Genomic DNA, 22,591 nt, shown 5'->3' on the forward strand with positions numbered 1-22,591 from the left:
CCCCAAGGGGGCGAGGGGGCGATTGAGGCACAGCCGGTGCATCGGCACGCTCGGAAGCTTCAGCTCGCAGTCTGCCGCTCCATCCCCCTTTTTCCCCATCACGGCAGGTCGCGCCGATTTGACTCGCGCGGGACAACCCGCCTGCCTACAAACGTCGCCATGCTTTTTCGTTCGATCCTTTGCGGCGTCTCCCTTTCGCTTGCCCTGCTCTCCCCCACCCTTGCGGGCGAGATCAAGCTTGCGCCCAAGGCCGTGCTGGAGCTGTTCACCTCGCAGGGCTGCGCCTCCTGCCCCAAGGCCGACGCCATGCTCACCGAGATGAGCAAGCGCCCCGACGTGCTCGCTCTCGCCTATCACGTCGACTACTGGGACTATATCGGCTGGGAAGACACCTTCGGCACCAAGGAGAACTCCGACCGCCAGCGTGACTATGCCGAGAGCTGGGGCTCCTCCCGGATCTTCACGCCGCAGCTGGTGGTCAATGGCAAGGGCGGTCTCGTCGGCTCCAAGCGCGACGCCGTGACCAAGGCTCTGGGCGGCGCCTCGCTGCCGCTTGACGTCAAGCTGGTGGAAGCCGCCGACGACATGCTGCAGATCTCGGTTCCCGGCAAGCCAGGCGAGACCGATGCAATGATCTGGCTCGTCACCTTCCTCGACCACGCCGACGTCACCATCGAACGCGGCGAGAACGAGGGCAAGAAAGTCGGTTATACGCAGATCGTCACCGGTCGCCAGGTGCTGGGCATGTGGAAGGCCGATGCCGGCGCCGAACTGACCCTGCCGCTTTCCGAAGTGCTGACCGGCCGCTCCAACGGTGCCGTCATCCTGATCCAGGCGGATCGCGCCGGCCTGCCGGGCCCGATCCTCGGCGCCGCAAGCTTTACCCGCTGAAGCGTTTGGCGATTTAGGTTCCACCGGGCATAACCGCCGGGATCGGCCTCTGACCCACCCACCGGCTGGGTTTGGGGGCAAGTGAAGTGCTCTGAACCAAACCTCGCTTCGGCCTTTCGCACCCCGCAAAACAAAACTCCCGCCAGCTTGCGCAGGCGGGAGGAGAATGACTGTGCATGTAAGAGGCGGCCGGCAAACGAGCATCGTGGTTTGGGGGCTCGGTCAGCCCGCTTGCCGGCCACTGGAGGCAATGCTGATAAGATGCCGGGCCAATCTGGCGTCAACGGGGAGGGATTGTGACCGAAATGGGATTTCTGCGTTAACCCTTGCGGCACGAACCTCGGCCCTCCGCACAGATCTGTCGCACCGGCTTGCCAAGCGGTGCGAATGACGCGATCATGACAGGGAGGTGACGAGGCCAAGGTATGGTGGACGAACCCGAGCAGTCTGGATCAGGGTTACTCATCGACTTCGCGGCGGCGGCGAGCCCTGCTGCTGCCGGGTCCCAGCCGGCCAATCCCAACCGTTTCACACCGGCGGTCACCTTCGACCGCAGGGAATTGCAGACCATCCTCAACCTCTACGGCCGCAAGGTCGTCGACGGCGAGTGGCGCGACTACGCCATCGATTTCCTGCGCGACCGGGCCTTGTTCTCGATCTACAAGCGCGCCTCCGAGCGGCCGCTCTATGTGGTCGAGAAGAACCCCAGGCTGCGCCTCAAGCAGGGCCAGTACATGGTGCTGAGCCAGGAGGGCCGCATTCTGAAACGCGGCCATGACCTCTCCACCGTGCTCCGCGTCCTGGAACTCGCCCTGGTCAAATGATCGCCATTCGTCCGGCCGTGCCGGCCGATGCGCCGGCGATGAGCGCCGTGCTCATCGCTTCGATCCGCGAGTTGTGCGATGCCGACCACCGCGACGATGCTGAGATCTTGAGCGGCTGGCTGCGCAACAAGACCCCACAGATGGTGCTGAGGATGCTGGAGCGACCGGGCGCCTTGCTGCTGGTCGCCGAACGCGACGGCGAGCTCGCTGCCGTCGGCTGCCTCAATGGGTCCGACGAGATCGCCCTCAACTACGTCGCGCCGGCCCACCGCTTCCAGGGGGTCAGCAAGGCCCTGCTCGCCGCGCTGGAGGACCGCATTCGCGCCTCGGGTGCCGACCGTGCGAGGCTCACCAGCACCGGCACCGCCCACCGCTTCTACCTCGCCAATGGCTGGCAGGATGCCGGCCCGGCCGAGGCCGATCGCGGCATGCTGTGTTACCCGATGGAGAAGCGGTTCTAGAAACGGCAGCGCTGGCCGAGACGGGAACGCAACAGCGGCGATGCTGGGCCGGCGCCGGCGCGGCGACGGCCTCGATGCGTCTCAGACGTCGACGACGGCTCGCTTCGCGGCCTCGGCGACGATGAGGTCCGCAGTTTCATCGGGCGTCAGATCGCCTGAGTCCAACCACCATCCGTCACCCCCGATCTCCCGACGCATGTTGGCGGCGGTGTGGGAGAAGTCGTAGCTCACCCGCTGGCGCTCCGGACGGGTTGCGTTGCGGTATTGAGCCACTTGGAGCGGCGGCGCGAGAACCACGAGCATAACGGGGCGGGCCGTCAATCGGTTGACCAGGAACTCCAACTCCTCACGTACTTCCACAACTGTGTCGATGACCGGCGTGAAGCCCGCCTCCGAGAAGTTGTTCGCTACCGAGCACGCGTTGATCATTCGCAGTTGCAACTGCCTTTTGCCTTCGGGGCCGGGGTTCCAGTTACCGTGCTCATCGAGATTGTTGGCACGGCCATTGACCATGAGCTGCGCCATGACGTCTCCGTCGATGCGGGCCGACCGCTCCAGGCGCTCGGCCACGAGCCGCGACACGGTGGTCTTTCCAGCACCAGGCGTCCCTGTGATGATGAAGCATCCATTCATGCAGATAGACCTCCAGCCCGGGGGGACGCGCTCACAGCGCCTTCTGCAGGTGGACGATATCCAGCCAGCGGTCGAACTTGTAACCCACCGCTTCATAGCGGCCGACGTGGCGGAAACCTGCCTTCTCGTGCAGCCGCACCGAGTTGGCGCGCTCGGCGGTGATCACCGCGATCATCTGCTTGAACCCGGCGGCGCGGCTCTGCGCCATCAGCTCGTCGAGCAACCGCCCGCCGATCCCCTGCCCCACCGCGTCCTGGCGCAGGTAGATCGAATCCTCGCAGGTGAAACGATAGGCGGCGCGCGGCCGGTAGAACGAGGCATAGGCGTAGCCCATCACCTCGCCCGACCGTTCGGCGACGATCAGCGGATGGCCGAGCGCCTTGAGCTTGCCGAACCGCTCGGCCATTTCGGTCTCGGGCGGCACCTCGGTCTCGAAGGTGATGACCGTCTCCTCGACATAGGGACGGTAGATCGCGGTGATCGCGGGCACGTCGGACCAGGTGAAGGGACGGAAGACGACGTCGGACATCGGGAGCTCGCAAAACGAAGGGGCCGCGATCTCTGGTAGATCGCGGCCCCCGAAATTTCCAATCAGACTTGCTGATTCCTTCCATCAGTCCCGCTTTCGAGGCGGAAGAGTCTCACGACTCTTCCTGAAAGCGCCGGGCGATTACTCCCGGTTGCCGAACAGGCGGAGCAGCATCAGGAACAGGTTGATGAAGTCGAGGTAGAGCGACAGCGCGCCCATCACCGCCGACTTCTGCAGCACCTCGGTCCCAAGGCCCTCGTCGTAGCTCTCCTTGACCTTCTGCGTATCGTAGGCGGTGAGGCCGACGAAGATCAGCACGCCGATCGCCGAGATGGCGAAGTCGAGCATGCTCGAGGCAAGGAAGATGTTGACGATCGAGGCGATGATCAGGCCGATCAGGCCCATGATCAGGAAGTTGCCGATGCTCGTGAGGTCACGCTTGGTGGTGTAGCCGTAGAGGCTCATCGCACCGAACGTCGCCGCCGAGATGAAGAACACCTTGGCGATCGAGGCATCGGTATAGACCATGAAGATCGACGAGAGGCTGAGGCCCATGACGGCCGCAAACACCCAGAACAGCAGCTGCGCGGTGGCGCCGGACAGCCGGTTGATGCCGAAGCTCAGCACCAGGACGAAAGCGAGCGGCGCGAACATGATCACCCACTGCAGGGGCGAGGCGTAGATGAGCGAGCCCCACTGGGTGACCAGCGTGCCGTTGGCCAGCTGGCCCACCGCCTGCGCGGGGTCGGTGGTGGTGGACCAGGCATTGGCGAAGTAGGCGACCACGCCGGTCACCACGAGCCCGATGCCCATATAATTGTAGACCTTCAGCATATAGCTGCGCAGGCCCTCATCGATGGCCGCGGCGGTTCCGGCCCGCTGAGCGGCGATAGTCGGACGGTCGAATTCAGCCATGACGAATAAATCCCTTTCCTGGCGACGTGACGGGGCGCTCCTCCGAGCCTCTGCCGTCGATCACACAATATGAGGGCACACCCCGGACAATACAAGACCGCGGGGCCGCCCCTCGGCGGTCGCTAATGTCGCAGTTCTTCAACGGCTTATCCGGGGCTGCTCTCCTCACGAGGCAGCCGCTCGGCTGAACTGTGCGGCTTGTCTTGCAGCGGCCATGCTGCCTCGCTACGTTCCAGATGGAGATGAGCCCGAATCATCCGGGCTTACCGCGGCAAAGGGAGGGTCGAATGCCCAGGCTCTTTACCGGAATCGAGGTCCCGCCCGAGGTGGGGCTGGCGCTCTCGCTGAAGCGCGGCGGCCTGTTCGGGGCGCGCTGGATCGACACCGAGAACTATCACATTACCTTGCGCTTCATCGGCGACGTCGATCACCATGTGGCGAGCGAAGTGACCGATATGCTGGATCGGCTGGCCGACAGCGAAGCCTTCACCGTCAAGCTCGATCATCTGGGCTCGTTCGGCGGCAACACCCCCCGGGCCCTGTTCGCCGGGTGCTCCACCAATGCCGCCCTGCTGCGCCTGCAGGCCGCCCAGGAACGGGTACTGCAGCGGTGCGGGCTTGCCCCCGAGGGGCGCAAGTTCGTCCCGCACGTGGCGCTCGCTCGCCTCCGCGGCGTCTCCGCCGAGGAGGTGGCGCGCTTCATTGCCTTCTCCGGCCGTTTCGAACCGCTGGAGTTCAAGGTCGGACGCTTCGTGCTGTTTTCCTCGCGCGACTCCGTCGGGGGCGGCCCCTACCTGGTCGAGCAGAGCTATCCCCTGGCGGCGTGAGGTCGGAAGCGGCCGTTAACGCTTCCTTCACCATGCAGGCCCAAACAGAATTTTCGGCGATTTGCCGCGTCAAATTGCCGACACGATTGCCGCTAAGGTCACGACTTAATTCAAATTCGCGGCCGGTTTGAGACCTTGGTAACCATACCATGGCAGGATGCTCAGGTGCTGGTTGCGCAACTTCGGACAAGGATGTTCGGGCGATGACATCATCTCGTTTGGCGCTGGCTGGTCTGCTGGCTGCGGGCCTTTGCCTCGGCTTGGCGACCGCGCCGGTTTCAGCGCAGGAAATCAAGCAGTTGGGAACGTTCAAGGCGTGGACGGCCTGGACCGGCAGCGACGCCAACGGCCCCATGTGCTACATCTCCGCCACGCCGGACGACTGGAGCCCCAAGGAAGTGAACGGCAGCCCGGTGCGGCGCAGCCCGATCCATTTCCTGGTGATCAACCGCAAGGGCCTGGGCACCAAGAACGAAGTGCAGACCCAGGTCGGCTATCCGTTCCACCCCACCAATTCCAGCGTCACCGCCACCATCGACGGCAAGACCTTCCCGATGGTGACCGAAGGTGAGGCCGCCTGGCTGGCGGTCGAGGCCGACGAAGCGAACTTCGTCGAGGCGCTGAAGGCCGGCAGCAAGTTGACGGTCAACGGCACCTCGCAGAAGGGCAACAAGATGGTGGACAATTACAGCCTGTCCGGCGTCACTGCCGCGCTTGGCGAAATCAACAAGGCCTGCAGCTGACGCCCGGTTTCACGCTCGGCGTGAAACTGTCCGCCGTGGCAGCGCGTTCGGCGATTGAACCGGGCAGGCATTGCCTGCTACCAACCGCCGAACCCTCGAGGCCCAATCCATGAACCTCCGCGCTCTTGCAGCTCTCGCCACGGTGCTCGTACCGGCATTGTCGGGGGGCGCCATGGCGCAATCGGTCAAGCTGCTCGGCGAGTTTCGCGATTGGACCGCCTATACCGCGACCGAGTCGACGGGGCCGGTGTGCTTTGCGCTCAGCAAGCCCACCGAGGTGACCCCCAGCCCCGACGAGTTCACCGAAGCCTGGCTGTATCTCACCAATCGGCCGTCCGAAAGCGTCCGCAACGAGCTGAACTTGGTTGCCGGGTTCACCTTCGCGCCCGACACCACGGCGACGGCGACGATCAGCGGCCAGAGCTTCGAGCTGTTCACCGACAAGGACGCTGCCTGGCTGCTCGACCCCAACCAGAACGACAACCTCGCCGGAGCGCTGCGCGCCGGCTCGACCGTCGTCATCGAGGGCACCAGCGACAAGGGCATTCGCATCACCGAGACCTTCTCGCTCTCGGGCGCCACCGCCGCGAGCCGCGCCATCGAGAGCTGCACCGGCTGAGCGATCGGCTCGGCCTGAGCACGCCGCCGCTCATCCTGCGCAAGCCAGCCTCCCGCCCCCGTGTTTTGCGCAAACTTTGCGACTATGTTACAGGCCGCGCCCTGAAGGAGCGTGGTCGAACTTTGCCGGTCGACCCGCCATCATCAATTTGCGCACGCTGAGAGAGCCGCCCGCACCATGAGTATCGCCCTCGACCTCGATCATCATGCCCACCCCGACCGCCCCAGATCCGGGCGGACGTCGCTGGTCGGCCTGATGAAGCCCGAGCTGCGCGATACGCTGATGGGCATCGGCCTCGACGAGCGCGAGGCGAAGATGCGCGCCAGCCAGCTGTGGAACTGGATCTACCATAACGGCGTCACCGACTTCGATCGGATGACCAACATCCAGAAGGGCTTCCGGCAGAAGCTCGCCGACAGCTTCCTGCTCGATCGGCCCGAAATCGTCAGCGAGCAGATCTCGATCGACGGCACCCGCAAATGGCTGTTCCGCTTCCGCGACCCCAGGAACCCGCTGTTGCCGCCGGTAGAGGTCGAAACCGTCTACATTCCCGAGGAAGACCGCGGCACGCTCTGCGTCTCCTCGCAGGTCGGCTGCACCCTCACCTGCTCGTTCTGCCACACCGGCACGCAGAAGCTGGTGCGCAACCTCACGGCCGGCGAGATTCTCGGCCAGATCCTGATGGCCCGCGAGCGGCTGGGCGATTTCCCCGGCGGCGTGCGCCCCAACGACGGCGGCCTGGTGCCGGCGCCGCGCGGTTCGGGCGGCTCGGAAGGCGACAGCCGCGCCATCACCAATGTGGTGATGATGGGCATGGGCGAGCCGCTCTACAACTACGACAACGTCAAGCAGGCGCTACTGATCGCTTCGGACGAAGCCGGCATTTCGCTGTCGAAGCGCCGCATTACGCTTTCGACCTCTGGCGTCGTGCCGTTCATCGAGCCGACCGGCCGCGAGATCGGCGTGATGCTGGCCATCTCCCTGCACGCGGTGCGCGACGAGCTGCGCGACATGCTGGTGCCGATCAACAAGAAGTATCCGCTCAAGGAGCTGATCCAGGCCTGCCGCGATTACCCCGGTCTCTCCAATGCCCGCCGCATCACCTTCGAATACGTGATGCTCAAGGACATCAACGATTCCGACGCCGACGCGCGTGAACTGGTCCGGCTGCTCGCCGGCATTCCGGCCAAGATCAACCTGATCCCGTTCAACCCCTGGCCCGGCACCAACTACGATTGCTCGAGCTCGTCGCGCATCGAGCGCTTCGCCGACATCGTCAACAATGCCGGCTATGCGAGCCCGGTCCGCACTCCGCGCGGCCGCGATATCTTCGCCGCCTGCGGGCAGCTGAAGAGCGAGACCGAGCGGCTGACCAAGAAGGAGCGCGACGCGCTCACCGCCTGACGCGCCTTGTGAGCTTGCCTGAGCCCCCGCGTTCAGGCGGCCTCGGTGCTCTGCCTGGACGGCACGAAAAGCACCGCCGCGCCCACGAGGCAGAGGGCGGCGCAGACCGAAAAGATCGACCAGTAGCCGAAGGCTTCGGCGAACAGGCCCGTCCCGAGGCCCGAAAGCAGGCCGCCGGCGCTCATGGTATTGCCGAACAGCGCCGAAGCGACGCCAGCCCGGCCGGGCAGCAATTCCTGTACGTAAGCCATTCCGACGACGCTGAGGATGCCGATTCCCGCGGCGCGCAGGATCTGGCCCAGATAGAGCGACAGCAAGGTCGGCCAGAAGATTGCCATGATGAAGTAGCCTGCAAACAGCAGGAAGCCGAACGCCAGGAGGCCAGTGCTGGCCTTGCGCATCGGGCGAACGACGAACAACCCCATCACCACCACTTCGAGTGCCGCGCAGAGGCTGAACAGCAGTCCCACATCGGTCTCGCTGCCCAGTTCCCGGGCGACCACGATCGACATGGCGTTCGAGCCCATGAACATCGAGGTGTGAAAAGCCGTCATGGCAATAACCGCCGGCGCTGCGGCCAAGACCACGCCGGGCGTGATCCTTTGCCGCTCCTCGGTCGCGGCCGGCACCACCTTGATCCGGGACGTGAACACCACCACCAGCGCCAGCGCAGACAGCAGCGCCGCACCCACAAAGACGCCGGTAAAGCTCCAGCCCGCCACCAGTGCCGCGCCGAGCGCCGGCCCGATGGCCCAGCTCAGCGATGAAGCCACCCTGAGGCTCGCCATACCGCGCGACACCGTTTCCCCGCCGACCCGATCGAGAAAGCCCTTGGCCATGGCGAACATCAGCGCAAACGAGGCCGAGCTCGGCCCGAACAGCGCGACGGCCACGGCGATCAACATCCAGCCCTGGGTGAGCACGGCGCACAGGCCGAAGGCGAGGACCTTGGCGCCCAGTGAAACGAACAGCGGCCAGAGCACCGGCCGCCTGTCATGCAGGTGCCCGAATACGGTGGTCACCGCAATGCCGGAGATCGCCGACAGCGTCAGGAAGGCGCTGAGCTCCAGCGGACTCATGCCGATCTTTTCGACCGCCAGCAGCGCCATGTAGCTGAACCCGACCGCTTCGGCGAGCACCGAGCAGAGGATCGCCAGCAGTGCCGGCGTGAACGATGGCACCTTGAACAACGCAAGGCTGGAACTGAACGACACGGGAGAACCTCGTCACGCCACCGGCGTGAGTTGAAGGGCGAGACGGCGGAGTGTTACACCTAGCTGGCCCGCTCCGGCGCGGCAACCACGGCGCGGTGCCCTTCGGCACGTCTGATCCGGCCTCTGCTGGTGACGCCTCCCTTCATCGGAGACCGGCCATGCCCATCCAGATCAGACGCATGCAACCCGGCAACGACCTCGACTTTGCCGAGATCGCGCCCGAGGTGTTCGACGAACCCATCCATCCCGAGCGGCTCGAGGCCTATCTGCGTGGGCCCGGCCACCTGATGCTGCTGGCCTTCGACGGCGGGCTGGTGGTCGGCCAATGCGCCGCGGTGGTCCACTATCACCCCGACAAGCCCACCGAACTCTATATCGACGAGGTCGGCACCGCCGCGACCCACCGCCGCCAGGGGATCGCCAGCCGCCTGGTCGAAGCGATGTTCGCCTGGGGCCGTGAACTGGGCTGCCGCGAGGCCTGGCTCGGCACCGAACTCGACAACCTCGAGGCCAACGGGCTCTACCTCAAGGTCGGCGGCAAGGGCGAAAAGATGGTGTACTACGAGTTCCAGCTCTAGGTGGGGAACGACTTCCGCCGGTGCGGGCTGACCCCCACCCTTAATCCCTCCCCGCAAGGGGGAGGGAGACGCAGACTGAGAGGCCAGTGTTATGGTCTCCCTCCCCCTTGCGGGGAGGGGACAGGGGTGGGGGGCGGCTCCCACCGGATCCGCAATGGCGCTACTCCTCGCCGCGCAACCACTCCAGCTTGTGCCGGCCCTGGCCGGGATCGCCCAGGAGCTGCGCCAGCGCCGGCAGCAGCACGCGCAGCTCTCCCTCGAGCGTGAATGGCGGGTTGACGAGGATCATCCCCGAGCCGTGCAGCCGCGGCGGGTTCGAGGCCGGCCGGACGCTGAGCTCGGCCCGGAGCATCTTGGGGATGCCGGTATCGCGCAAAGCCGAGATGAAATCGTGCACCGCGCGGGTGTCCTTCAGCGGATACCACAGCGCATAGACGCCGGTGGCGAATTTGCCATGCGCCTTCACCAGGCCGTCGACCAGCCGCTCGAACTCGCCGCGCTCCTCAAACGGCGGATCGACCAGCACCAGGCCGCGCTTCTCCTTGGGCGGCACATGGGCGTTCAGCGACAGCCAGCCATCGAGGTGGATCACCCGCACCTGCACGTCGCCCTCGAACAGCGTGCCCAGGCGCTTGGCATATTCGGGATGCAGCTCCAGCGCCGAGAGGCGATCCTGCGGCCGGAACAGTTTTCGCACCAGGAGGGGCGAACCCGGATAGGTTTCGAGCTTTTCGCCGGGGTTCAGCTCGGCAATCACCTTGAGATAAGGCTCGGCCAGCGCCTGCGCCTTCTGTGGCAGCCCGCCCTGCAACAGCTTGCCGATGCCGTCCACCCATTCCGGCGAACGCTTCGCAATCTCCCCGGTGAGATCGTACTTGCCGATCCCGGCATGGGTATCGATCACCCGGAACGCTGCGTCTTTCTTCTTGAGGTACTCGACCAGCCGGGTGACGATCAGATGCTTCATCACGTCGGCGAAGTTTCCGGCGTGGAAGGCGTGAGAGTAGTTCATGCGGAACGCTTCATTTGTTAGTGCCGCGCCTGAGCGGTGAGGATGGTGGCGGCGAAGGCGGTGAAGATCGCGGCAAAGCTCCAGTTGAGCGCCCGCTCGACCCATTTCGAACGCCGGAACGCGGCGGCCAGCTTTTCGGCCGCGAAGACGATCAGGAAACCCAGCGGGATCGACAGCACCACGAACTGCGCCCCGAGGAACAACAGTTTTCCGGCCGCCGCCGGGTCATGCGCTTCGACGAATTGCGGCAGGAACGTCACGAAGAACAGGACCACCTTGGGGTTGAGGAGGTTGATGCCAAGGCCGGTGGCAAAGCTCTGCCAAAGCGTCGGGGGCCGTTTCGCCGCCTCGGCGAGCCGCAGCCCGCCACCATGCATGATGGCCTGCCAGGCCAGCCAGATCAGGTAGACGGCACCGGCGATCTTCAGGGCCATGAACAGCGGCGGCGCGGCGAGGATCAGCACCGAGATGCCGAACGCCACCAGCGTGGTGTGCACCATGATGCCGGTCATCGCCCCGAACATCGCCGCCAGTCCATGCGCCCGCCCATAGTTGATGGCGCGGCTCATCTGCAGCGCCATGTCTGGCCCGGGCGTGATCATCAGCACGAAGGTCGCGACGGCAAAGCCGAGGATCACCGGCAGGTCGGGGACGAAGCTTGGCATGGCGCGGCACCGTTTGGGTTCAATCCGTCTTTGACACGGTGCCGAGCCGCTTGCCAGCCCCATCCTCGGCGCGCCACAACGGGGCATGTCCAACTCGCTGATTTTCCCGATCGACGCCGACGCCCTGCCGCGGGTTGCCGATCTCGCCTGGCGCATCTGGCCCGAGGCCTTTGCCGGCATCCTGCCGGCCGACCGCATTCCGGGCATGCTGGCCGAGATCTACGCGCTGGAGACCCTCGAGGCCGACATCGCCGAACGCGGCCACCAGTACTGGCTGGCGACCCATGTGGGTCGCGATGTCGGCTACGCCTCGGCCTATCGCGCCGATGGCCGGGTCTGGATCAAGAAACTCTACCTGCTCGCCGAAACCCGCGGCCTCGGCCTCGGCAAGGCGCTGATCGCGGCGGCCCGCGCCCATTTCGGCGCCGAGCTGCCGGTGGCGCTCTATGTCAACGACGGCAACGCCGCCGCCATCGCCTTCTACCGCGCGCAGGGGTTCGAAGTTGAAAAGCACGTCCCGGTGCAGATGGGGCCCTACCAGTTCACCGATTACGTGATGGTGAAGCCGGCGTGAGCCAACCGCTGCATCGGTGCCGCCGGAAGACTTCAGCCCCCTGAGGTTCAAGCTTGCCAGCAGCCGCGCTCTCGCACGTAGGTAGATGCGTATTATCGCGTGCCTGACCGCTAGGCCTTTCTTGCCGGTCGACGCGCCTGCTCCCGGTTGATTTGCGCACTAACGCCTAGCCGGCAGCAATATTTAGCATTCATTAACCATGAAATACTGACACTTCAGGGCAAGTTCATCGCGTACCTGGAGTAAAAGTCATGCGTGTACTGTTCGTCGCGACCACCCTCTGCCTGTTGGCCGGCAGCATGCCCGCCATGGCAGTCAACGTGGATTTCTCCGGCACCGTGGTTGCCGGCTGCACGCTGAGCGCCAGCACCAACGGCACCCTCGGGCTCAACTACACCAGCGGCACGACCCTGGGTTCGGAAGAGGCCGGCGGCGCGCCTGGCAGCATCACCATCCTGTCGATCGGGGCGACGACGCTCACCGTCGGAGCCCCGACCCGCACCAATCAGCCAGCCGGATATGTTTCCGCCGGCGAGGCCATCGAAGTGCGCTACCAGGGGGCCAGCGGATTGTCGTCCGTCAGCCAGGCCTATACCACCAGCCAGACCACACGGTCGCTCGGCACCATCGCCGCCTCGGTGCTGACCATCCACAACCGCATCACCAATCCCAACGGCTTCCCCGATGGAGCCTATACCACCCGGACGGTCGTCACATGCGCGCCGTGATCCACGCCAGTGCGGGCATCGTGATGCTTGCGGCGCTGGCGGCGCCGTTACCGGCGCTCGCCTGCACGCTCAACGTGGTATCTTCCGGCACGCTCAGGAACTCGCTCGACAACACGGTTCTCGGCTCGCAGGTCAACGGCAACACCCCCGCAACCGTCAATATCCTGCTCAGCCTGCTGGAGGGACCGACCATAACGGTCGACCCTCCCACCCTCGTCCAGTCGCCCGGCGGCTACAATGCCGGCCTCGAAACCCGCGCCGTTTCCTACACCGCCGCAGGCCTCGGGCTCTTCCCCGGCGCCAGCCAGCCTTACACCAGCTCGAGCACCAGCTTCAGCACCGGGGTCCTCGGCGCCGTCACGCTCACCATGACGCTGCACAACCGCGTCAGCAACGCCAGCGGCTTCCCACCCGGCACCTACACCACGAGGACCATCGTCACATGCCATCCCTGAAACTTGTCATCGCACCGCTGATCGCCGTGGTCGGCCTTGCAGTTGCGTCACCGGTGCTGGCCCAATCCCTGTCGCCGCTGGAAAAGTCGGGCCTGACCCCCTCCGACAAGAAGGCCTTTCGTCTTCAGGTGGGCAATCCCTACGACCACAAGATGACGTTCGTGCTGGTCCCCCTTAAGCCGGACTACCAGACGCCGATCGACGGCGTCGTCGTCAAACCGGCCAAGCTCACCATGGCGCCCGGCTTCACCCGTCCGGTGATCGTCACCTTCGATATCGACCCAACCAAGAAGGAGCGGACAATTGCGCTCTGTGTCATGCCTGCCGCGCTCGATGGCCCGATTCTGCCGCGTGTTTGTGGTCGCTACACTGGCCGCATGGCCGGCGCTGGCGGCTGACGGGCTGATGCTGCCGCCCCCGCCGGTTGGCCCTGGCGGCGAGGATTCCATCACCACATCCGAAGGCGTGCGCTGCAGCCAGTCGATCAATTCGTCGGGCGGCTATCTCGATCTCGGCATTGCCGGCGGCGACCTCTCGAGCGCCTACAATAACGACTCCGGCTATCCCGACAGCAACAACGATGGCCGCCAGAGCGCCGTCGGCTACGCCCGCGTCATCATTCCGCTCGGCGAAGCCCCGACCCGGCTCAATTGCGCGCGGCTCTACGAACTCGAAATCCAGAAGCTCAAAGCCGAAATAGAGATGCTCAAGGTCGGCCTCGAATAGTAGGCGCCCCGCTTAAAACCATGTTAACTGCCGTTCGCTAGCGTTCGCGGTTGGTTGTGGGGATTTGAGGGGCCTGACCAGAAGTGACGGCGCTGTCAGCTGATTCCGCGAAAAAGGCCGCCGATGCTTTGCTGCTCGATGCAGCGCTGCAATCGGTTCCCTACGGCTTCTGCGTCTGGTCGCCCGAGTTCCGGCTGGTGATGTTCAACCAGCATTATCTCGACATTTACGGCTTTTCGGCGCGGCGCGTGCGCAAGGGCATGACGCTGGAAGCGGTGGTGAAACTCTCGGCCGAGATGGGCAACCATCCCGACCAATCGCCCGCCGAGTTCCTCGCCGGCTACAAGGCCGAGCTGCTCGCCAATCGCGGCGGCGCTCGCTCCAAGGTGCGCGAGCGCGTTGCCGGCGATCGCTGGCTGGAGACCGCCCACGTCTATTCGCCGGGGCTGGGCTGGGTCGTCACCCACGAGGATGTCACCGAGGAGATCGCCTCCTCCGAGATCATCCAGAAGCGCAAGCGCGAGCTGGAACGCCAGAACATCCGGCTCGACGCGGCGGTCAACAACATCTCGCAGGGCCTGTGCATGTACGACCCCAAGGGTCGCCTGGTGATCTGCAACCAGCCCTACCAGCGCATCTACAACCTGCCCGAGCAGCTATTGCGCCCCGGCACGCAGCTCGACGATATCCTCGGCCACCTGTTCGACGAAGGCATGCAGGCCGGCGCCAATCGCGAGGACTATATCCGCTGGCGCCGCGACGTGATTGCCCGCGGCGAGTACGGCAAGAACATCCACGAGCTCAACGGCCGCACCATCATGATGCAGCACCATCCGATGAAGGACGGCGGCTGGGTCACCACACACGAGGACATCACCGAGCAGCGCCAGCAGGAAGAGCGGATCCGCCACCTCGCCCGGCATGACGCGCTGACCCAGTTGCCCAACCGGGTGCAGTTCCTCGAGGAGATGGCGGCGGCCGAACCCGGCCTCAGCCGCGGCGAGCACATCGCCGTGCTCTGTATCGACCTCGATCACTTCAAGGCGGTCAACGACACGCTCGGCCACTCGCTCGGCGACAAGCTGCTGCAGCAGGTATCGGCGCGCCTGTGGGGCGCCACCCGCGAGAGCGACCTGCTGGCCCGCCTCGGCGGCGACGAGTTCGCCCTGCTGCTGCGCACCACCGACACGGCGGCCGAAGCCGCCGCCATTGCCGAGCGCATCGTCAAGGCGATGGCCAACCCGTTCAGCATCGACGGCCACCAGCTGGTCATCGGCGCCTCGGTCGGCATCGCCATGGCGCCGCAGGATGGCGAGACCTCGGAAATCCTGATGAAGAACGCCGACCTGGCGCTCTACAAGGCCAAGAACGAGGGCCGCTCGACCTATCACTTCTTCGAGCCGGGCATGGACGCGGCGATCCAGAAGCGCCGCACCATCGAAGCCGGCCTCCGCCTGGCCCTGGCCAAGGGCGAGCTGCGGCTGATGTTCCAGCCCCTGGTCGGCCTCAAGGAAAACCGCATCACCTGCCTCGAGGCGCTGCTGCGCTGGGATGCACCCGACCGCGGCACCATCTCGCCGGCCGAATTCATCCCCATCGCCGAGGAGACCGGCCTGATCGTCCAGATCGGCGAGTGGGTGCTGCGTGAAGCCTGCCGCACCGCCATGAGCTGGCCGAACGATGTGCGGGTGGCGGTGAACCTGTCCCCGGTGCAGTTCAAGAACAAGCGGCTCTACGAAACGGTCGAGGCGGCGCTCAGGGATTCGGGGCTGCCGCCGACCCGGCTGGAACTCGAGATCACCGAGTCGCTGCTGCTGTCGGACAATGAACCGACACTGAGGACGCTGCACCAGCTGCGCGCACTCGGGGTCAGGATCTCGATGGACGATTTCGGCACCGGCTACTCGTCGCTGAGCTACCTGCGCAGCTTCCCCTTCGACAAGATCAAGATCGACCGCTCCTTCATGCGCGACCTCAAGTCGAAGGGCGACAGCATCGCCATCATCAAGGCGGTGATCGGGCTGGGCCAATCGCTGGGCATGTCGACCACCGCCGAGGGGATCGAGACCGAAGAGCAGCTGAGCGCAGTGCGTGACCAGGGCTGCAACGAGGTGCAGGGCTTTCTGTTCTCGCCGCCGGTCGGCGCGCAGGCGGTCACCGAGATGCTGGCCGAGGAAGGCCGGCAGCGCCCGCGGCTGCGCCGCGCCTCCTGAGTTTCTTGCGGGGACGTCAAGGGCGGCGGCTAGGCCGCCATCGTCGCCTCGGTCCGCTTCGGCCGGCCGATGCTCAGCACCAGGAGCGCCGCAAGGAGGCAGAGCACCCCCGCCAGCAGCAGCGCCGGCGTGTAGGTGTCGAGTTCGGTGCGTGCGATCCCTGCGACGGCAGCCGCGGACGCTGCTCCCAGCTGGTGGCCGGCAAACACCCAGCCGAACACCAGGCTGGCCTTTTCCGCCCCGAACTGCTGCGCCGTGAGTTTGACCGTGGGCGGCACCGTTGCCACCCAGTCGAGCCCGTAGAACACCGCGAACACCGTCAGCATGGCGAGCGAGAAACCCGAATAGGGCAGGAACAACAGGCTGATGCCGCGCAAGCCATAATAGGCGAGCAGCAGCCAGCGATTGTCGTAGCGATCCGAAAGCCAGCCCGAGACGATGGTGCCGACGAAATCGAAGATGCCGATCAGCGCCAGGTAGCCGGCCGCCCCGGTCGGAGTGATGCCGACATCGCCGCAGATCGAGATCCAGTGCTGCTGGATCAGCCCGTTGGTCGAAAACCCGCAGACGAAGAAGGTCGCGAACAGCACCCAGAAGACCTGCGTCCGCGCGGCCTCTCGCAACGCGCGGATCGGCGATGCCACCAGTTCGCTGAGCTTGCGCGAACGCACCACCCTGGGCTGCGGCGAGCCGCCGAAGGGCGCGAGGCCCACATCGGCAGGATAGTCCTTGAGCAGTAGCGCCAGCGCGAAGGCGATCGCCAGCACCACGACGATGAAACCGAGCGCCGCCCGCCAGCCGACGGTCTCGGCGAGGTTGGCGAGCAACGGCAGAAAGATCAGTTGCCCGGTGGCATTGCTGGCCGTCATCAACCCGACCACCAGCCCGCGCCGCTTCTCGAACCAGCGCGACGCCACGGTGGCGCCCAGTACCAGCGCCGTCATACCGGTGCCGACCCCGATGACGATGCCCCACAGCGCCAGCAGCTGCCACAGCTCGCGCATGAACAGCGAGCCGACAATGCCGGCGCCGATCAGCCCCAGGGCCGTCATCACGACCCGGCGGATGCCGAAATGGTTCATGAAGGCGGCAGCGAATGGCCCGAGCACCCCGAAGAACAGCAGTCGGACCGCGAGCGCCGACGAGATTTCCGCCGTGGTCCAGCCGAACTCCTGCTGCAGTGGCTGGATCAGCACTCCGGCCGAGCCCATCGCCCCCGCGGTCGCCAGCATGACGAGAAACGTCGTGCCGGCGACGACCCAGCCGTAGTGAATGTTGCGCGCTGCGAGAAACACCGCCAGGCGGTCGGAAAGCATCGTCGATGATCCTCTAGAGTGCCCCGAGCAGGGCTTCGAGCTGGGCTGCGCCGGCGGCGCCCAGCCGCCGCTGAATCTCGTCCTGCGTGCCTTCCCAGATCGGCACGGACCGCTGCAGGGTCTGCTGCCCCGCCGCGCTGAGGCTGAGCGCCGCCTCGCGCAGGTCCTCTCCCGGCGTGATGGCCGCCAGCCCCATACGCTGCAGCACCCGCACGTTGCGCCCCAATGTCGAGCGGTCGAGCTCGACGATTTCGGCCAGTCGCGTCAGCGAGACGGGCTCGTGCCGTGAGATGTTCCGCAACAGCGAAAACTGGGCCAGGTTGATCCCGACCGGTTCGAGCGCCGCGTCATAGCGGGCCGTCAGTTTGCGGCTCGCCTTGCGAACCGCGATGCAGATACAGGGGTCGGACATGGATGCGGGTATATACCCATAATTGCAGGCGAGGCAATCCCATGCCCGACGCGGCGGCTTTGGTCGTCGCCGCAAACCAGCCATTCGGCGAATTGTCTTGAGAATGTGACCCTTGTCCGATATGGGGCGCGGCTAATCTCCCAAAAGTCCGATCGGCCGCCCCTCATGTCTTTGCGTAATATCGCAATCATTGCTCACGTTGACCATGGCAAGACCACCATGATCGACGTCCTGCTCAAGCAGTCCGGCTCGTTCCGCGAGAACCAGCGCGTCGAAGAGCGCGCCATGGACAGCAATGATCTCGAACGCGAGCGCGGCATCACCATCCTTGCCAAGGTGACGTCGCTGGTCTGGAAGGACACCCGCATCAACATCGTCGACACGCCCGGCCACGCCGATTTCGGCGGCGAGGTCGAGCGCATCCTCTCGATGGTCGATGGCGTGGTGATCCTCGTCGACGCCGCCGAGGGCCCGATGCCGCAGACCAAGTTCGTGCTCGGCAAGGCTTTGGCGCAGGGCCTTCGTCCGATCGTTGCCATCAACAAGATCGACCGCCCCGACGAGCGCCACCTCGAAGTGCTGGAAGAGATCTTCGATCTGTTCATCGCGCTCGACGCTACGCCCGAGCAGCTGGATTTCCCGGTGCTCTACGGCGCCGCCAAGCTCGGCTGGATGTCGGAAAAGCCCGAAGGCCCCAAGGACTCGCTCGCCCCGCTGCTCGACAAGGTGCTCGAATACGTGCCCGAGCCGAAGGTGGAAGAGGGCCCGTTCCGCATGCTGGTCACCACCATCGAGCGCAACCCGTTCCTCGGGCGCATCCTCACCGGCCGCATCACCTCCGGTACGGTCAAGGCCGGTGACCCGATCCACTCGCTCGGCCGCGACGGCAAGATCGTCGAAAAGGGCCGTGTCAGCAAAGTGCTGGCCTTCCGTGGCCTCGAGCGCACCCCGATCGATCTCGCCGAAGCCGGCGACATCGTCGCCATCGCCGGCCTCGAAACCTCGACCGTCGCCGACACGCTGGTGAACCCCTCGGTCACCGAGCCGCTGCCGTCGAAACCGATCGATCCGCCGACCCTGTCGGTCACCTTCCGCATCAATGACGGCCCCTTGGCCGGCCGCGAAGGCGACAAGGTGCAGTCGCGCGTCATCCGCGAGCGCCTGCTGCGCGAAGCGGAAGGCAACGTCGCCATCCGCGTCACCGAAGGCGAGGACAACGATTCGTTCGATGTCGCCGGCCGCGGCGAATTGCAGCTCGCCGTGCTGATCGAGAACATGCGCCGCGAAGGGTTCGAGCTCACCATCGGCCGCCCCAAGGTGGTGATCCGCGAAGAGAACGGCGAAAAGCTCGAGCCGATCGAGGAAGTGATCATCGACGTCGACGACGAGCATACCGGCGTCGTGGTGCAGAAGCTCACCGAGCGCAAGGGCGACCTGGTCGACATGCGTCCTTCGGGCGTCGGCCGCTCGCGGCTGCGCTTCTATGTGCCGACCCGCTCGCTGATCGGCTACCAGCCCGAGCTGCTGTCGGACACCCGCGGCACCGCCATCTTCAACCGGCTGTTCCACGGCTACCAGCCGTTCAAGGGCGCCCTGCCCGGCCGCCGTACCGGCGTGCTGATTTCCAACGGCACCGGCCAGGCCGTGACTTATGCGCTGTGGAACCTCGAAGAGCGCGGTCCGATCATGATCGATGCCGGCGTCGACATCTACGAAGGCATGATCATCGGCGAGCACTCCCGCGAGAACGATCTCGAAGTGAATGCGCTCAAGGGCAAGCAGCTGACCAACATCCGCACCACCTCGAAGGATGAAGCGGTCCGCCTGACCCCGCCCAAGAAGCTCACCCTCGAACAGTCGCTGGGCTACATCGCCGACGACGAATACGTGGAAGTGACGCCCAAGAGCATCCGCCTGCGCAAGATCTGGCTCGACCCCAACGACCGCAAGCGCATGATGCGCGCCGCCAAGGCGAGTTAGGCGGCCTTCTTGGCCGCCAACCGCTCTTCTACGATTGTCCTGATACCGTTGACGACGTCCACGCAGGCATCATCAAGGTCGGTCCATGAGATCATGGCCTTCAATCCCTGAGGCAATGCCTGCAATTCGCCGAGCGGTGACGTCTTCCAAAGGCAGTTTCTTGCCAGTACAGGAATGATCACGGCGGAATTATCCCGGTGCTTCCCTAAGGCAGTTTCGACCTCGATGTCAGAGATGTAGGAGGAGTTGATGAAATCGACACTGATCAACATCACGATCACCTCCGATTGACTGAGCTCGGTTTTGATTTTTTTGTCCCACTCATCGCCGGGCTTTAGTTCACGGAAGTTCCATGACTCAAGAATGCCCATGCGCCTAAGTGGCTCAAGATGTTGAAGTAGCCGCTCGGCTATCGCGATGTCTTTATGTGAGTAGGAAAGAAATAACTTGATCTTCTGCTGAATAGCAGTCGGCTTGATTCCTACGGATCCGCCACGACCGCGACCACGTGTTAGGACACCCTCCTGCCACAGTTCATCCCAAACTCTGTTATATTTCTCTTCGGACCAACCAAGCTTCGTCCGAAGGGCAATGTTTGAGACTAATTTATCGGCGCCGCCGGCCAGTTCTTTGAGGGAGTCAATGAATAGTTCGCGATCTGTCCTGCGACGGCCTTTCGGCAATTGTTTTCCTCCCAGGAATCACTTCGCCTACGCAGTATTTAGCTCATATGGGCAGATCGCGTTAAGTGCTTTGAACGGAGATTGCTAGTGGCCAGCTGGATCACTCAGATCATCACCGACCTCGGCTATGTCGGGATCGCCCTGCTGATGCTGCTCGAGGCAGTGTTCCCGCCGATCCCCTCCGAACTGATCGTGCCGTTCGCCGGCTTTGCCGCCGGCCAGGGTCAGCTCAACGTCTTCGGCGTGATCATCGCCGCCACCATCGGCTCGCTGGTCGGCATGCTGCCCTGGTATTTCGCCGGTCGGCTGTTCGGTCTTCAGCGGGTCAAATGGCTCGCCGACCGCATCGGGCGCTGGTTCGCCTTCAATGCCGACGAGATCGACTATGCCGCCCGCATCTTCGAGCGCTGGGGCAAGCCGATCGTCCTCGTGGGGCGGCTGTTCCCGATCCTGAGGACGCTGATTTCGGTGCCCGCGGGCCTCGCCAGGATGAACTTCGCCACCTTCGCGCTGTTCTCGGCCATCGGCATGCTGATCTGGAACAGCGTGCTGGTCGGTGCCGGCTACCTGCTGCATGAGCATTATCACCTGGTCGAAGCCTGGCTCGACCCGCTGAGCTGGGTGGTGCTGATCGCGGTGGTCGGCCTCTACGTGTTCCGCCTGTTCACCTGGCGGCCGAGCAGCGCCAACCAAAAAATCTGAGGCCCATGTCACACCGGCGGGGGGCCCGCTCGTCTTGTTGTCGTGAGTAACAAAACGACATGGAGACAATGATGACCAAGCGCATCAACCCCTACGCCCGGATGGACCTGATTCAGCCGCTGATCGACTACAGCCACGCCGTTCCGCATGTCGGGCTCGAGACCGCCCTTGTGCACCTCGTGAAGATCCGCGCCAGCCAGATCAACGGCTGCGCCGTCTGCCTCGTCATGCATAGCCAGGAAGCGCGCCAGGACGGTGAGACCGAGATGCGCATCTACCTGCTCGACGCCTGGCGCGAAGCGCCGCACTTCACCGCGCGGGAGCGCGCTGCACTTGCCTGGACCGAGGCGCTGACCAGGCTCGATCACACTGCCGATGCCGCCTATGAGCTGGTGGCTGCCGCGTTCAACGAGGCCGAACAGGTCGCCCTGACCCTCTTGATCGGCAACATCAATACCTGGAACCGCATCAATGCCGGCTTCCAGGTCAGCCCGCCGCGTTCGTCGGCCATCAAGGTGGCGGCGTAACCATGGACGCCGGGCGGGCCGATGCGGCCATCAGTTTCGAACCCCATCGGCCCCGCCTCACCCGGGTAGCCTACCGCATGCTCGGCTCCGTCGCCGATGCCGAGGATGTGGTGCAGGACGCGTTCCTGCGCTGGCACACCACCGACCGCTCCGAAATCCACAACACGGAAGCCTTCCTCGTCCGCGTCGTCACCCGGCTCTGCCTCGACGTGCTGAAATCCTCACGCCGCAAGCGCGAGACCTATATCGGCCCCTGGCTCCCCGAGCCGGTGGTCGAAACCGAAGCCGAGTTCGCCGAGGACGTCACCCTGCCGCTGCTGCTGGCGTTGGAACGGCTGTCACCGCTCGAGCGGGCTGCCTTCCTGCTGCACGACGTGTTCGGCATGGAGTTCGACGAGGTTGCCGGCGCCATCGGCCGCGATGCGGCGGCGACACGCCAGCTGGCGAGCCGCGCCCGCCAACATGTGCACGAGGCCCGGCCGCGCTTCGCGGTCGATCAGCGACGCGGCATGGAGCTCGCCGAGGCGTTCTTCAACGCCTCGCAGACCGGCGACATGGCCCTGCTCAAGACCATGCTCGCAGCCGACATCACCGTCACCGCCGATGGCGGCGGCAAGCGTCCGGCCGGCCCAGTGCCGATCGTTGGCTTCGATGCGGTGGTGGCGCTGATGGAGCGCATGGCGCGCTTCTTTGCCCGGTCTCCGTCGCAGCTGGTCCGCGTCGCCATGATCAATGGCCTGCCCGGCTACGTCACGCTCGAAGCCGACGGCGTGCTGCAAACCACGGCGCTCGAGATCGCCGACGGCAAGATCGTCGGACTCTACATCGTTCGCAATCCCGACAAGCTCGGACATCTCGACGGCGCGCCGCTCCACTGAGCGCCGACCCCTCTCTAAGTCGCGCTGGACGAGCTGGCGCGGATGCTGCTCACTGCCGCGACTGGTGCCCGACAAACGGCGC

The 22,591-nt window shown here is 65.0% G+C and carries 27 protein-coding genes; 18 read left to right on the forward strand and 9 right to left on the reverse strand.

Annotated features, from left to right (window positions below):
* The first annotated feature begins 159 nt into the window (after nucleotides 1-159).
* The 3 genes from APS40_RS10330 (at nucleotide 160) to APS40_RS10340 (ending at nucleotide 2,176) form a co-directional block, all read left to right on the forward strand.
* Nucleotides 160-891, forward strand: a complete 732-nt coding sequence (locus tag APS40_RS10330) for a DUF1223 domain-containing protein (RefSeq protein ID WP_055046964.1) — start codon at nucleotides 160-162, stop codon at nucleotides 889-891.
* A gap of 425 nt (nucleotides 892-1,316) precedes the next feature.
* A complete protein-coding gene (locus APS40_RS10335; protein ID WP_055046965.1) occupies nucleotides 1,317-1,715 on the forward strand; it encodes a DUF2794 domain-containing protein in 399 nt (132 codons plus the stop codon).
* Nucleotides 1,712-2,176, forward strand: a complete 465-nt coding sequence (locus APS40_RS10340) for a GNAT family N-acetyltransferase (protein ID WP_236884235.1) — start codon at nucleotides 1,712-1,714, stop codon at nucleotides 2,174-2,176. Before APS40_RS10335 ends, APS40_RS10340 begins: the two co-directional genes overlap by 4 nt.
* Before the next feature lie 81 nt (nucleotides 2,177-2,257).
* Here APS40_RS10340 and APS40_RS10345 read toward each other — a convergent pair whose 3' ends face one another.
* The 3 genes from APS40_RS10345 to APS40_RS10355 form a co-directional block, all read right to left on the reverse strand.
* Complete coding sequence (locus APS40_RS10345) at nucleotides 2,258-2,905, reverse strand: AAA family ATPase (protein WP_442855847.1); 648 nt, start codon at nucleotides 2,903-2,905, stop codon at nucleotides 2,258-2,260.
* A complete protein-coding gene (locus tag APS40_RS10350) occupies nucleotides 2,841-3,338 on the reverse strand; it encodes a GNAT family N-acetyltransferase (protein WP_055046967.1) in 498 nt (165 codons plus the stop codon). Before APS40_RS10350 ends, APS40_RS10345 begins: the two co-directional genes overlap by 65 nt.
* 141 nt (nucleotides 3,339-3,479) lie before the next feature.
* Complete coding sequence (locus APS40_RS10355; RefSeq protein WP_055046968.1) at nucleotides 3,480-4,253, reverse strand: Bax inhibitor-1/YccA family protein; 774 nt, start codon at nucleotides 4,251-4,253, stop codon at nucleotides 3,480-3,482.
* A gap of 287 nt (nucleotides 4,254-4,540) precedes the next feature.
* On the opposite strand from APS40_RS10355, the gene thpR reads away from it, so the two are divergent.
* From thpR to rlmN, 4 genes are all read left to right on the forward strand, one after another.
* A complete protein-coding gene (thpR, locus tag APS40_RS10360; RefSeq protein WP_055046969.1) occupies nucleotides 4,541-5,080 on the forward strand; it encodes an RNA 2',3'-cyclic phosphodiesterase in 540 nt (179 codons plus the stop codon).
* Between the two features lie 203 nt (nucleotides 5,081-5,283).
* The gene (locus tag APS40_RS10365; protein WP_156342903.1) at nucleotides 5,284-5,823 is read left to right on the forward strand and encodes an invasion associated locus B family protein; all 540 of its coding nucleotides are present in this window, start codon (nucleotides 5,284-5,286) and stop codon (nucleotides 5,821-5,823) included.
* A 109-nt stretch (nucleotides 5,824-5,932) separates the two neighbouring features.
* On the forward strand, nucleotides 5,933-6,442 hold the full coding sequence (locus tag APS40_RS10370) for a hypothetical protein (RefSeq protein WP_156342904.1): 510 nt from the start codon (nucleotides 5,933-5,935) through the stop codon (nucleotides 6,440-6,442).
* A 177-nt stretch (nucleotides 6,443-6,619) separates the two neighbouring features.
* Nucleotides 6,620-7,846, forward strand: a complete 1,227-nt coding sequence (gene rlmN, locus APS40_RS10375) for a 23S rRNA (adenine(2503)-C(2))-methyltransferase RlmN (RefSeq protein WP_055046972.1) — start codon at nucleotides 6,620-6,622, stop codon at nucleotides 7,844-7,846.
* A 32-nt stretch (nucleotides 7,847-7,878) separates the two neighbouring features.
* On the opposite strand, the gene APS40_RS10380 is transcribed toward rlmN, so the two are convergent.
* Nucleotides 7,879-9,060 (reverse strand): MFS transporter, encoded by a 1,182-nt coding sequence (locus APS40_RS10380; protein ID WP_055046973.1) that lies wholly within the window; start codon nucleotides 9,058-9,060, stop codon nucleotides 7,879-7,881.
* A gap of 158 nt (nucleotides 9,061-9,218) precedes the next feature.
* On the opposite strand from APS40_RS10380, the gene APS40_RS10385 reads away from it, so the two are divergent.
* Complete coding sequence (locus tag APS40_RS10385) at nucleotides 9,219-9,638, forward strand: GNAT family N-acetyltransferase (RefSeq protein ID WP_055046974.1); 420 nt, start codon at nucleotides 9,219-9,221, stop codon at nucleotides 9,636-9,638.
* A gap of 160 nt (nucleotides 9,639-9,798) precedes the next feature.
* Here the strand turns inward: APS40_RS10385 and APS40_RS10390 are convergent, their stop codons facing one another.
* Together APS40_RS10390 and APS40_RS10395 are read right to left on the reverse strand one after the other, a co-directional pair.
* Complete coding sequence (locus APS40_RS10390; protein WP_055046975.1) at nucleotides 9,799-10,650, reverse strand: 23S rRNA (adenine(2030)-N(6))-methyltransferase RlmJ; 852 nt, start codon at nucleotides 10,648-10,650, stop codon at nucleotides 9,799-9,801.
* A 17-nt stretch (nucleotides 10,651-10,667) separates the two neighbouring features.
* Entirely contained in the window at nucleotides 10,668-11,315 is a 648-nt protein-coding gene (locus APS40_RS10395; RefSeq protein ID WP_055046976.1) for a LysE family translocator, read from the reverse strand.
* Between the two features lie 85 nt (nucleotides 11,316-11,400).
* On the opposite strand from APS40_RS10395, the gene APS40_RS10400 reads away from it, so the two are divergent.
* From APS40_RS10400 to APS40_RS10425, 6 genes are all read left to right on the forward strand, one after another.
* Complete coding sequence (locus APS40_RS10400; protein WP_055046977.1) at nucleotides 11,401-11,889, forward strand: GNAT family N-acetyltransferase; 489 nt, start codon at nucleotides 11,401-11,403, stop codon at nucleotides 11,887-11,889.
* A gap of 251 nt (nucleotides 11,890-12,140) precedes the next feature.
* Nucleotides 12,141-12,617, forward strand: coding sequence for a hypothetical protein (locus APS40_RS10405; RefSeq protein WP_055046978.1), 477 nt, complete (start codon nucleotides 12,141-12,143; stop codon nucleotides 12,615-12,617).
* Nucleotides 12,605-13,072 (forward strand): hypothetical protein, encoded by a 468-nt coding sequence (locus tag APS40_RS10410; protein WP_055046979.1) that lies wholly within the window; start codon nucleotides 12,605-12,607, stop codon nucleotides 13,070-13,072. The genes APS40_RS10405 and APS40_RS10410 overlap by 13 nt, the downstream gene beginning before the upstream one ends.
* On the forward strand, nucleotides 13,060-13,470 hold the full coding sequence (locus APS40_RS10415) for a hypothetical protein (RefSeq protein ID WP_055046980.1): 411 nt from the start codon (nucleotides 13,060-13,062) through the stop codon (nucleotides 13,468-13,470). Before APS40_RS10410 ends, APS40_RS10415 begins: the two co-directional genes overlap by 13 nt.
* Before the next feature lie 7 nt (nucleotides 13,471-13,477).
* The gene (locus tag APS40_RS10420) at nucleotides 13,478-13,798 is read left to right on the forward strand and encodes a hypothetical protein (protein ID WP_055046981.1); all 321 of its coding nucleotides are present in this window, start codon (nucleotides 13,478-13,480) and stop codon (nucleotides 13,796-13,798) included.
* A gap of 83 nt (nucleotides 13,799-13,881) precedes the next feature.
* Complete coding sequence (locus APS40_RS10425) at nucleotides 13,882-16,011, forward strand: EAL domain-containing protein (RefSeq protein ID WP_055046982.1); 2,130 nt, start codon at nucleotides 13,882-13,884, stop codon at nucleotides 16,009-16,011.
* A 29-nt stretch (nucleotides 16,012-16,040) separates the two neighbouring features.
* On the opposite strand, the gene APS40_RS10430 is transcribed toward APS40_RS10425, so the two are convergent.
* Entirely contained in the window at nucleotides 16,041-17,327 is a 1,287-nt protein-coding gene (locus tag APS40_RS10430; RefSeq protein ID WP_055046983.1) for an MFS transporter, read from the reverse strand.
* Nucleotides 17,328-17,340: 13 nt separating this feature from the next.
* The gene (locus tag APS40_RS10435) at nucleotides 17,341-17,739 is read right to left on the reverse strand and encodes a MarR family winged helix-turn-helix transcriptional regulator (RefSeq protein ID WP_055046984.1); all 399 of its coding nucleotides are present in this window, start codon (nucleotides 17,737-17,739) and stop codon (nucleotides 17,341-17,343) included.
* A 165-nt stretch (nucleotides 17,740-17,904) separates the two neighbouring features.
* On the opposite strand from APS40_RS10435, the gene typA reads away from it, so the two are divergent.
* A complete protein-coding gene (gene typA / locus APS40_RS10440; protein WP_055046985.1) occupies nucleotides 17,905-19,719 on the forward strand; it encodes a translational GTPase TypA in 1,815 nt (604 codons plus the stop codon).
* Here typA and APS40_RS24445 read toward each other — a convergent pair.
* Nucleotides 19,716-20,402, reverse strand: a complete 687-nt coding sequence (locus tag APS40_RS24445) for a toll/interleukin-1 receptor domain-containing protein (RefSeq protein WP_197279475.1) — start codon at nucleotides 20,400-20,402, stop codon at nucleotides 19,716-19,718. The two genes, typA and APS40_RS24445, sit on opposite strands and share 4 nt — an antisense overlap.
* An 87-nt stretch (nucleotides 20,403-20,489) precedes the next feature.
* Here APS40_RS24445 and APS40_RS10450 point away from each other — a divergent pair, with 87 nt between their 5' ends.
* From APS40_RS10450 to APS40_RS10460, 3 genes are all read left to right on the forward strand, one after another.
* Nucleotides 20,490-21,104, forward strand: a complete 615-nt coding sequence (locus APS40_RS10450; protein WP_236884236.1) for a DedA family protein — start codon at nucleotides 20,490-20,492, stop codon at nucleotides 21,102-21,104.
* A gap of 71 nt (nucleotides 21,105-21,175) precedes the next feature.
* Nucleotides 21,176-21,631, forward strand: a complete 456-nt coding sequence (locus APS40_RS10455) for a carboxymuconolactone decarboxylase family protein (RefSeq protein WP_055046987.1) — start codon at nucleotides 21,176-21,178, stop codon at nucleotides 21,629-21,631.
* Between the two features lie 2 nt (nucleotides 21,632-21,633).
* Nucleotides 21,634-22,509 (forward strand): sigma-70 family RNA polymerase sigma factor, encoded by an 876-nt coding sequence (locus tag APS40_RS10460; RefSeq protein ID WP_055046988.1) that lies wholly within the window; start codon nucleotides 21,634-21,636, stop codon nucleotides 22,507-22,509.
* Nucleotides 22,510-22,591: the final 82 nt, after the last annotated feature.

Source organism: Devosia sp. A16, from assembly GCF_001402915.1.
Taxonomy (GTDB): Bacteria; Pseudomonadota; Alphaproteobacteria; order Rhizobiales; family Devosiaceae; genus Devosia_A.

Bases quoted from the DNA above. Each gene is read 5' to 3' on its own strand.
- APS40_RS10330 (WP_055046964.1), top strand. From the start codon at position 160: ATGCTTTTTCGTTCGATCCTTTGCGGCGTCTCCCTTTCGCTTGCCCTG.
- APS40_RS10335 (WP_055046965.1), top strand. From the start codon at position 1,317: ATGGTGGACGAACCCGAGCAGTCTGGATCAGGGTTACTCATCGACTTC.
- APS40_RS10340 (WP_236884235.1), top strand. From the start codon at position 1,712: ATGATCGCCATTCGTCCGGCCGTGCCGGCCGATGCGCCGGCGATGAGC.
- APS40_RS10345 (WP_442855847.1), bottom strand. From the start codon at position 2,905: ATGAAGCGGTGGGTTACAAGTTCGACCGCTGGCTGGATATCGTCCACC.
- APS40_RS10350 (WP_055046967.1), bottom strand. From the start codon at position 3,338: ATGTCCGACGTCGTCTTCCGTCCCTTCACCTGGTCCGACGTGCCCGCG.
- APS40_RS10355 (WP_055046968.1), bottom strand. From the start codon at position 4,253: ATGGCTGAATTCGACCGTCCGACTATCGCCGCTCAGCGGGCCGGAACC.
- thpR (WP_055046969.1), top strand. From the start codon at position 4,541: ATGCCCAGGCTCTTTACCGGAATCGAGGTCCCGCCCGAGGTGGGGCTG.
- APS40_RS10365 (WP_156342903.1), top strand. From the start codon at position 5,284: ATGACATCATCTCGTTTGGCGCTGGCTGGTCTGCTGGCTGCGGGCCTT.
- APS40_RS10370 (WP_156342904.1), top strand. From the start codon at position 5,933: ATGAACCTCCGCGCTCTTGCAGCTCTCGCCACGGTGCTCGTACCGGCA.
- rlmN (WP_055046972.1), top strand. From the start codon at position 6,620: ATGAGTATCGCCCTCGACCTCGATCATCATGCCCACCCCGACCGCCCC.
- APS40_RS10385 (WP_055046974.1), top strand. From the start codon at position 9,219: ATGCCCATCCAGATCAGACGCATGCAACCCGGCAACGACCTCGACTTT.
- APS40_RS10390 (WP_055046975.1), bottom strand. From the start codon at position 10,650: ATGAACTACTCTCACGCCTTCCACGCCGGAAACTTCGCCGACGTGATG.
- APS40_RS10395 (WP_055046976.1), bottom strand. From the start codon at position 11,315: ATGCCAAGCTTCGTCCCCGACCTGCCGGTGATCCTCGGCTTTGCCGTC.
- APS40_RS10400 (WP_055046977.1), top strand. From the start codon at position 11,401: ATGTCCAACTCGCTGATTTTCCCGATCGACGCCGACGCCCTGCCGCGG.
- APS40_RS10405 (WP_055046978.1), top strand. From the start codon at position 12,141: ATGCGTGTACTGTTCGTCGCGACCACCCTCTGCCTGTTGGCCGGCAGC.
- APS40_RS10410 (WP_055046979.1), top strand. From the start codon at position 12,605: ATGCGCGCCGTGATCCACGCCAGTGCGGGCATCGTGATGCTTGCGGCG.
- APS40_RS10415 (WP_055046980.1), top strand. From the start codon at position 13,060: ATGCCATCCCTGAAACTTGTCATCGCACCGCTGATCGCCGTGGTCGGC.
- APS40_RS10420 (WP_055046981.1), top strand. From the start codon at position 13,478: ATGCTGCCGCCCCCGCCGGTTGGCCCTGGCGGCGAGGATTCCATCACC.
- APS40_RS10430 (WP_055046983.1), bottom strand. From the start codon at position 17,327: ATGCTTTCCGACCGCCTGGCGGTGTTTCTCGCAGCGCGCAACATTCAC.
- APS40_RS10435 (WP_055046984.1), bottom strand. From the start codon at position 17,739: ATGTCCGACCCCTGTATCTGCATCGCGGTTCGCAAGGCGAGCCGCAAA.
- typA (WP_055046985.1), top strand. From the start codon at position 17,905: ATGTCTTTGCGTAATATCGCAATCATTGCTCACGTTGACCATGGCAAG.
- APS40_RS10455 (WP_055046987.1), top strand. From the start codon at position 21,176: ATGACCAAGCGCATCAACCCCTACGCCCGGATGGACCTGATTCAGCCG.
- APS40_RS10460 (WP_055046988.1), top strand. From the start codon at position 21,634: ATGGACGCCGGGCGGGCCGATGCGGCCATCAGTTTCGAACCCCATCGG.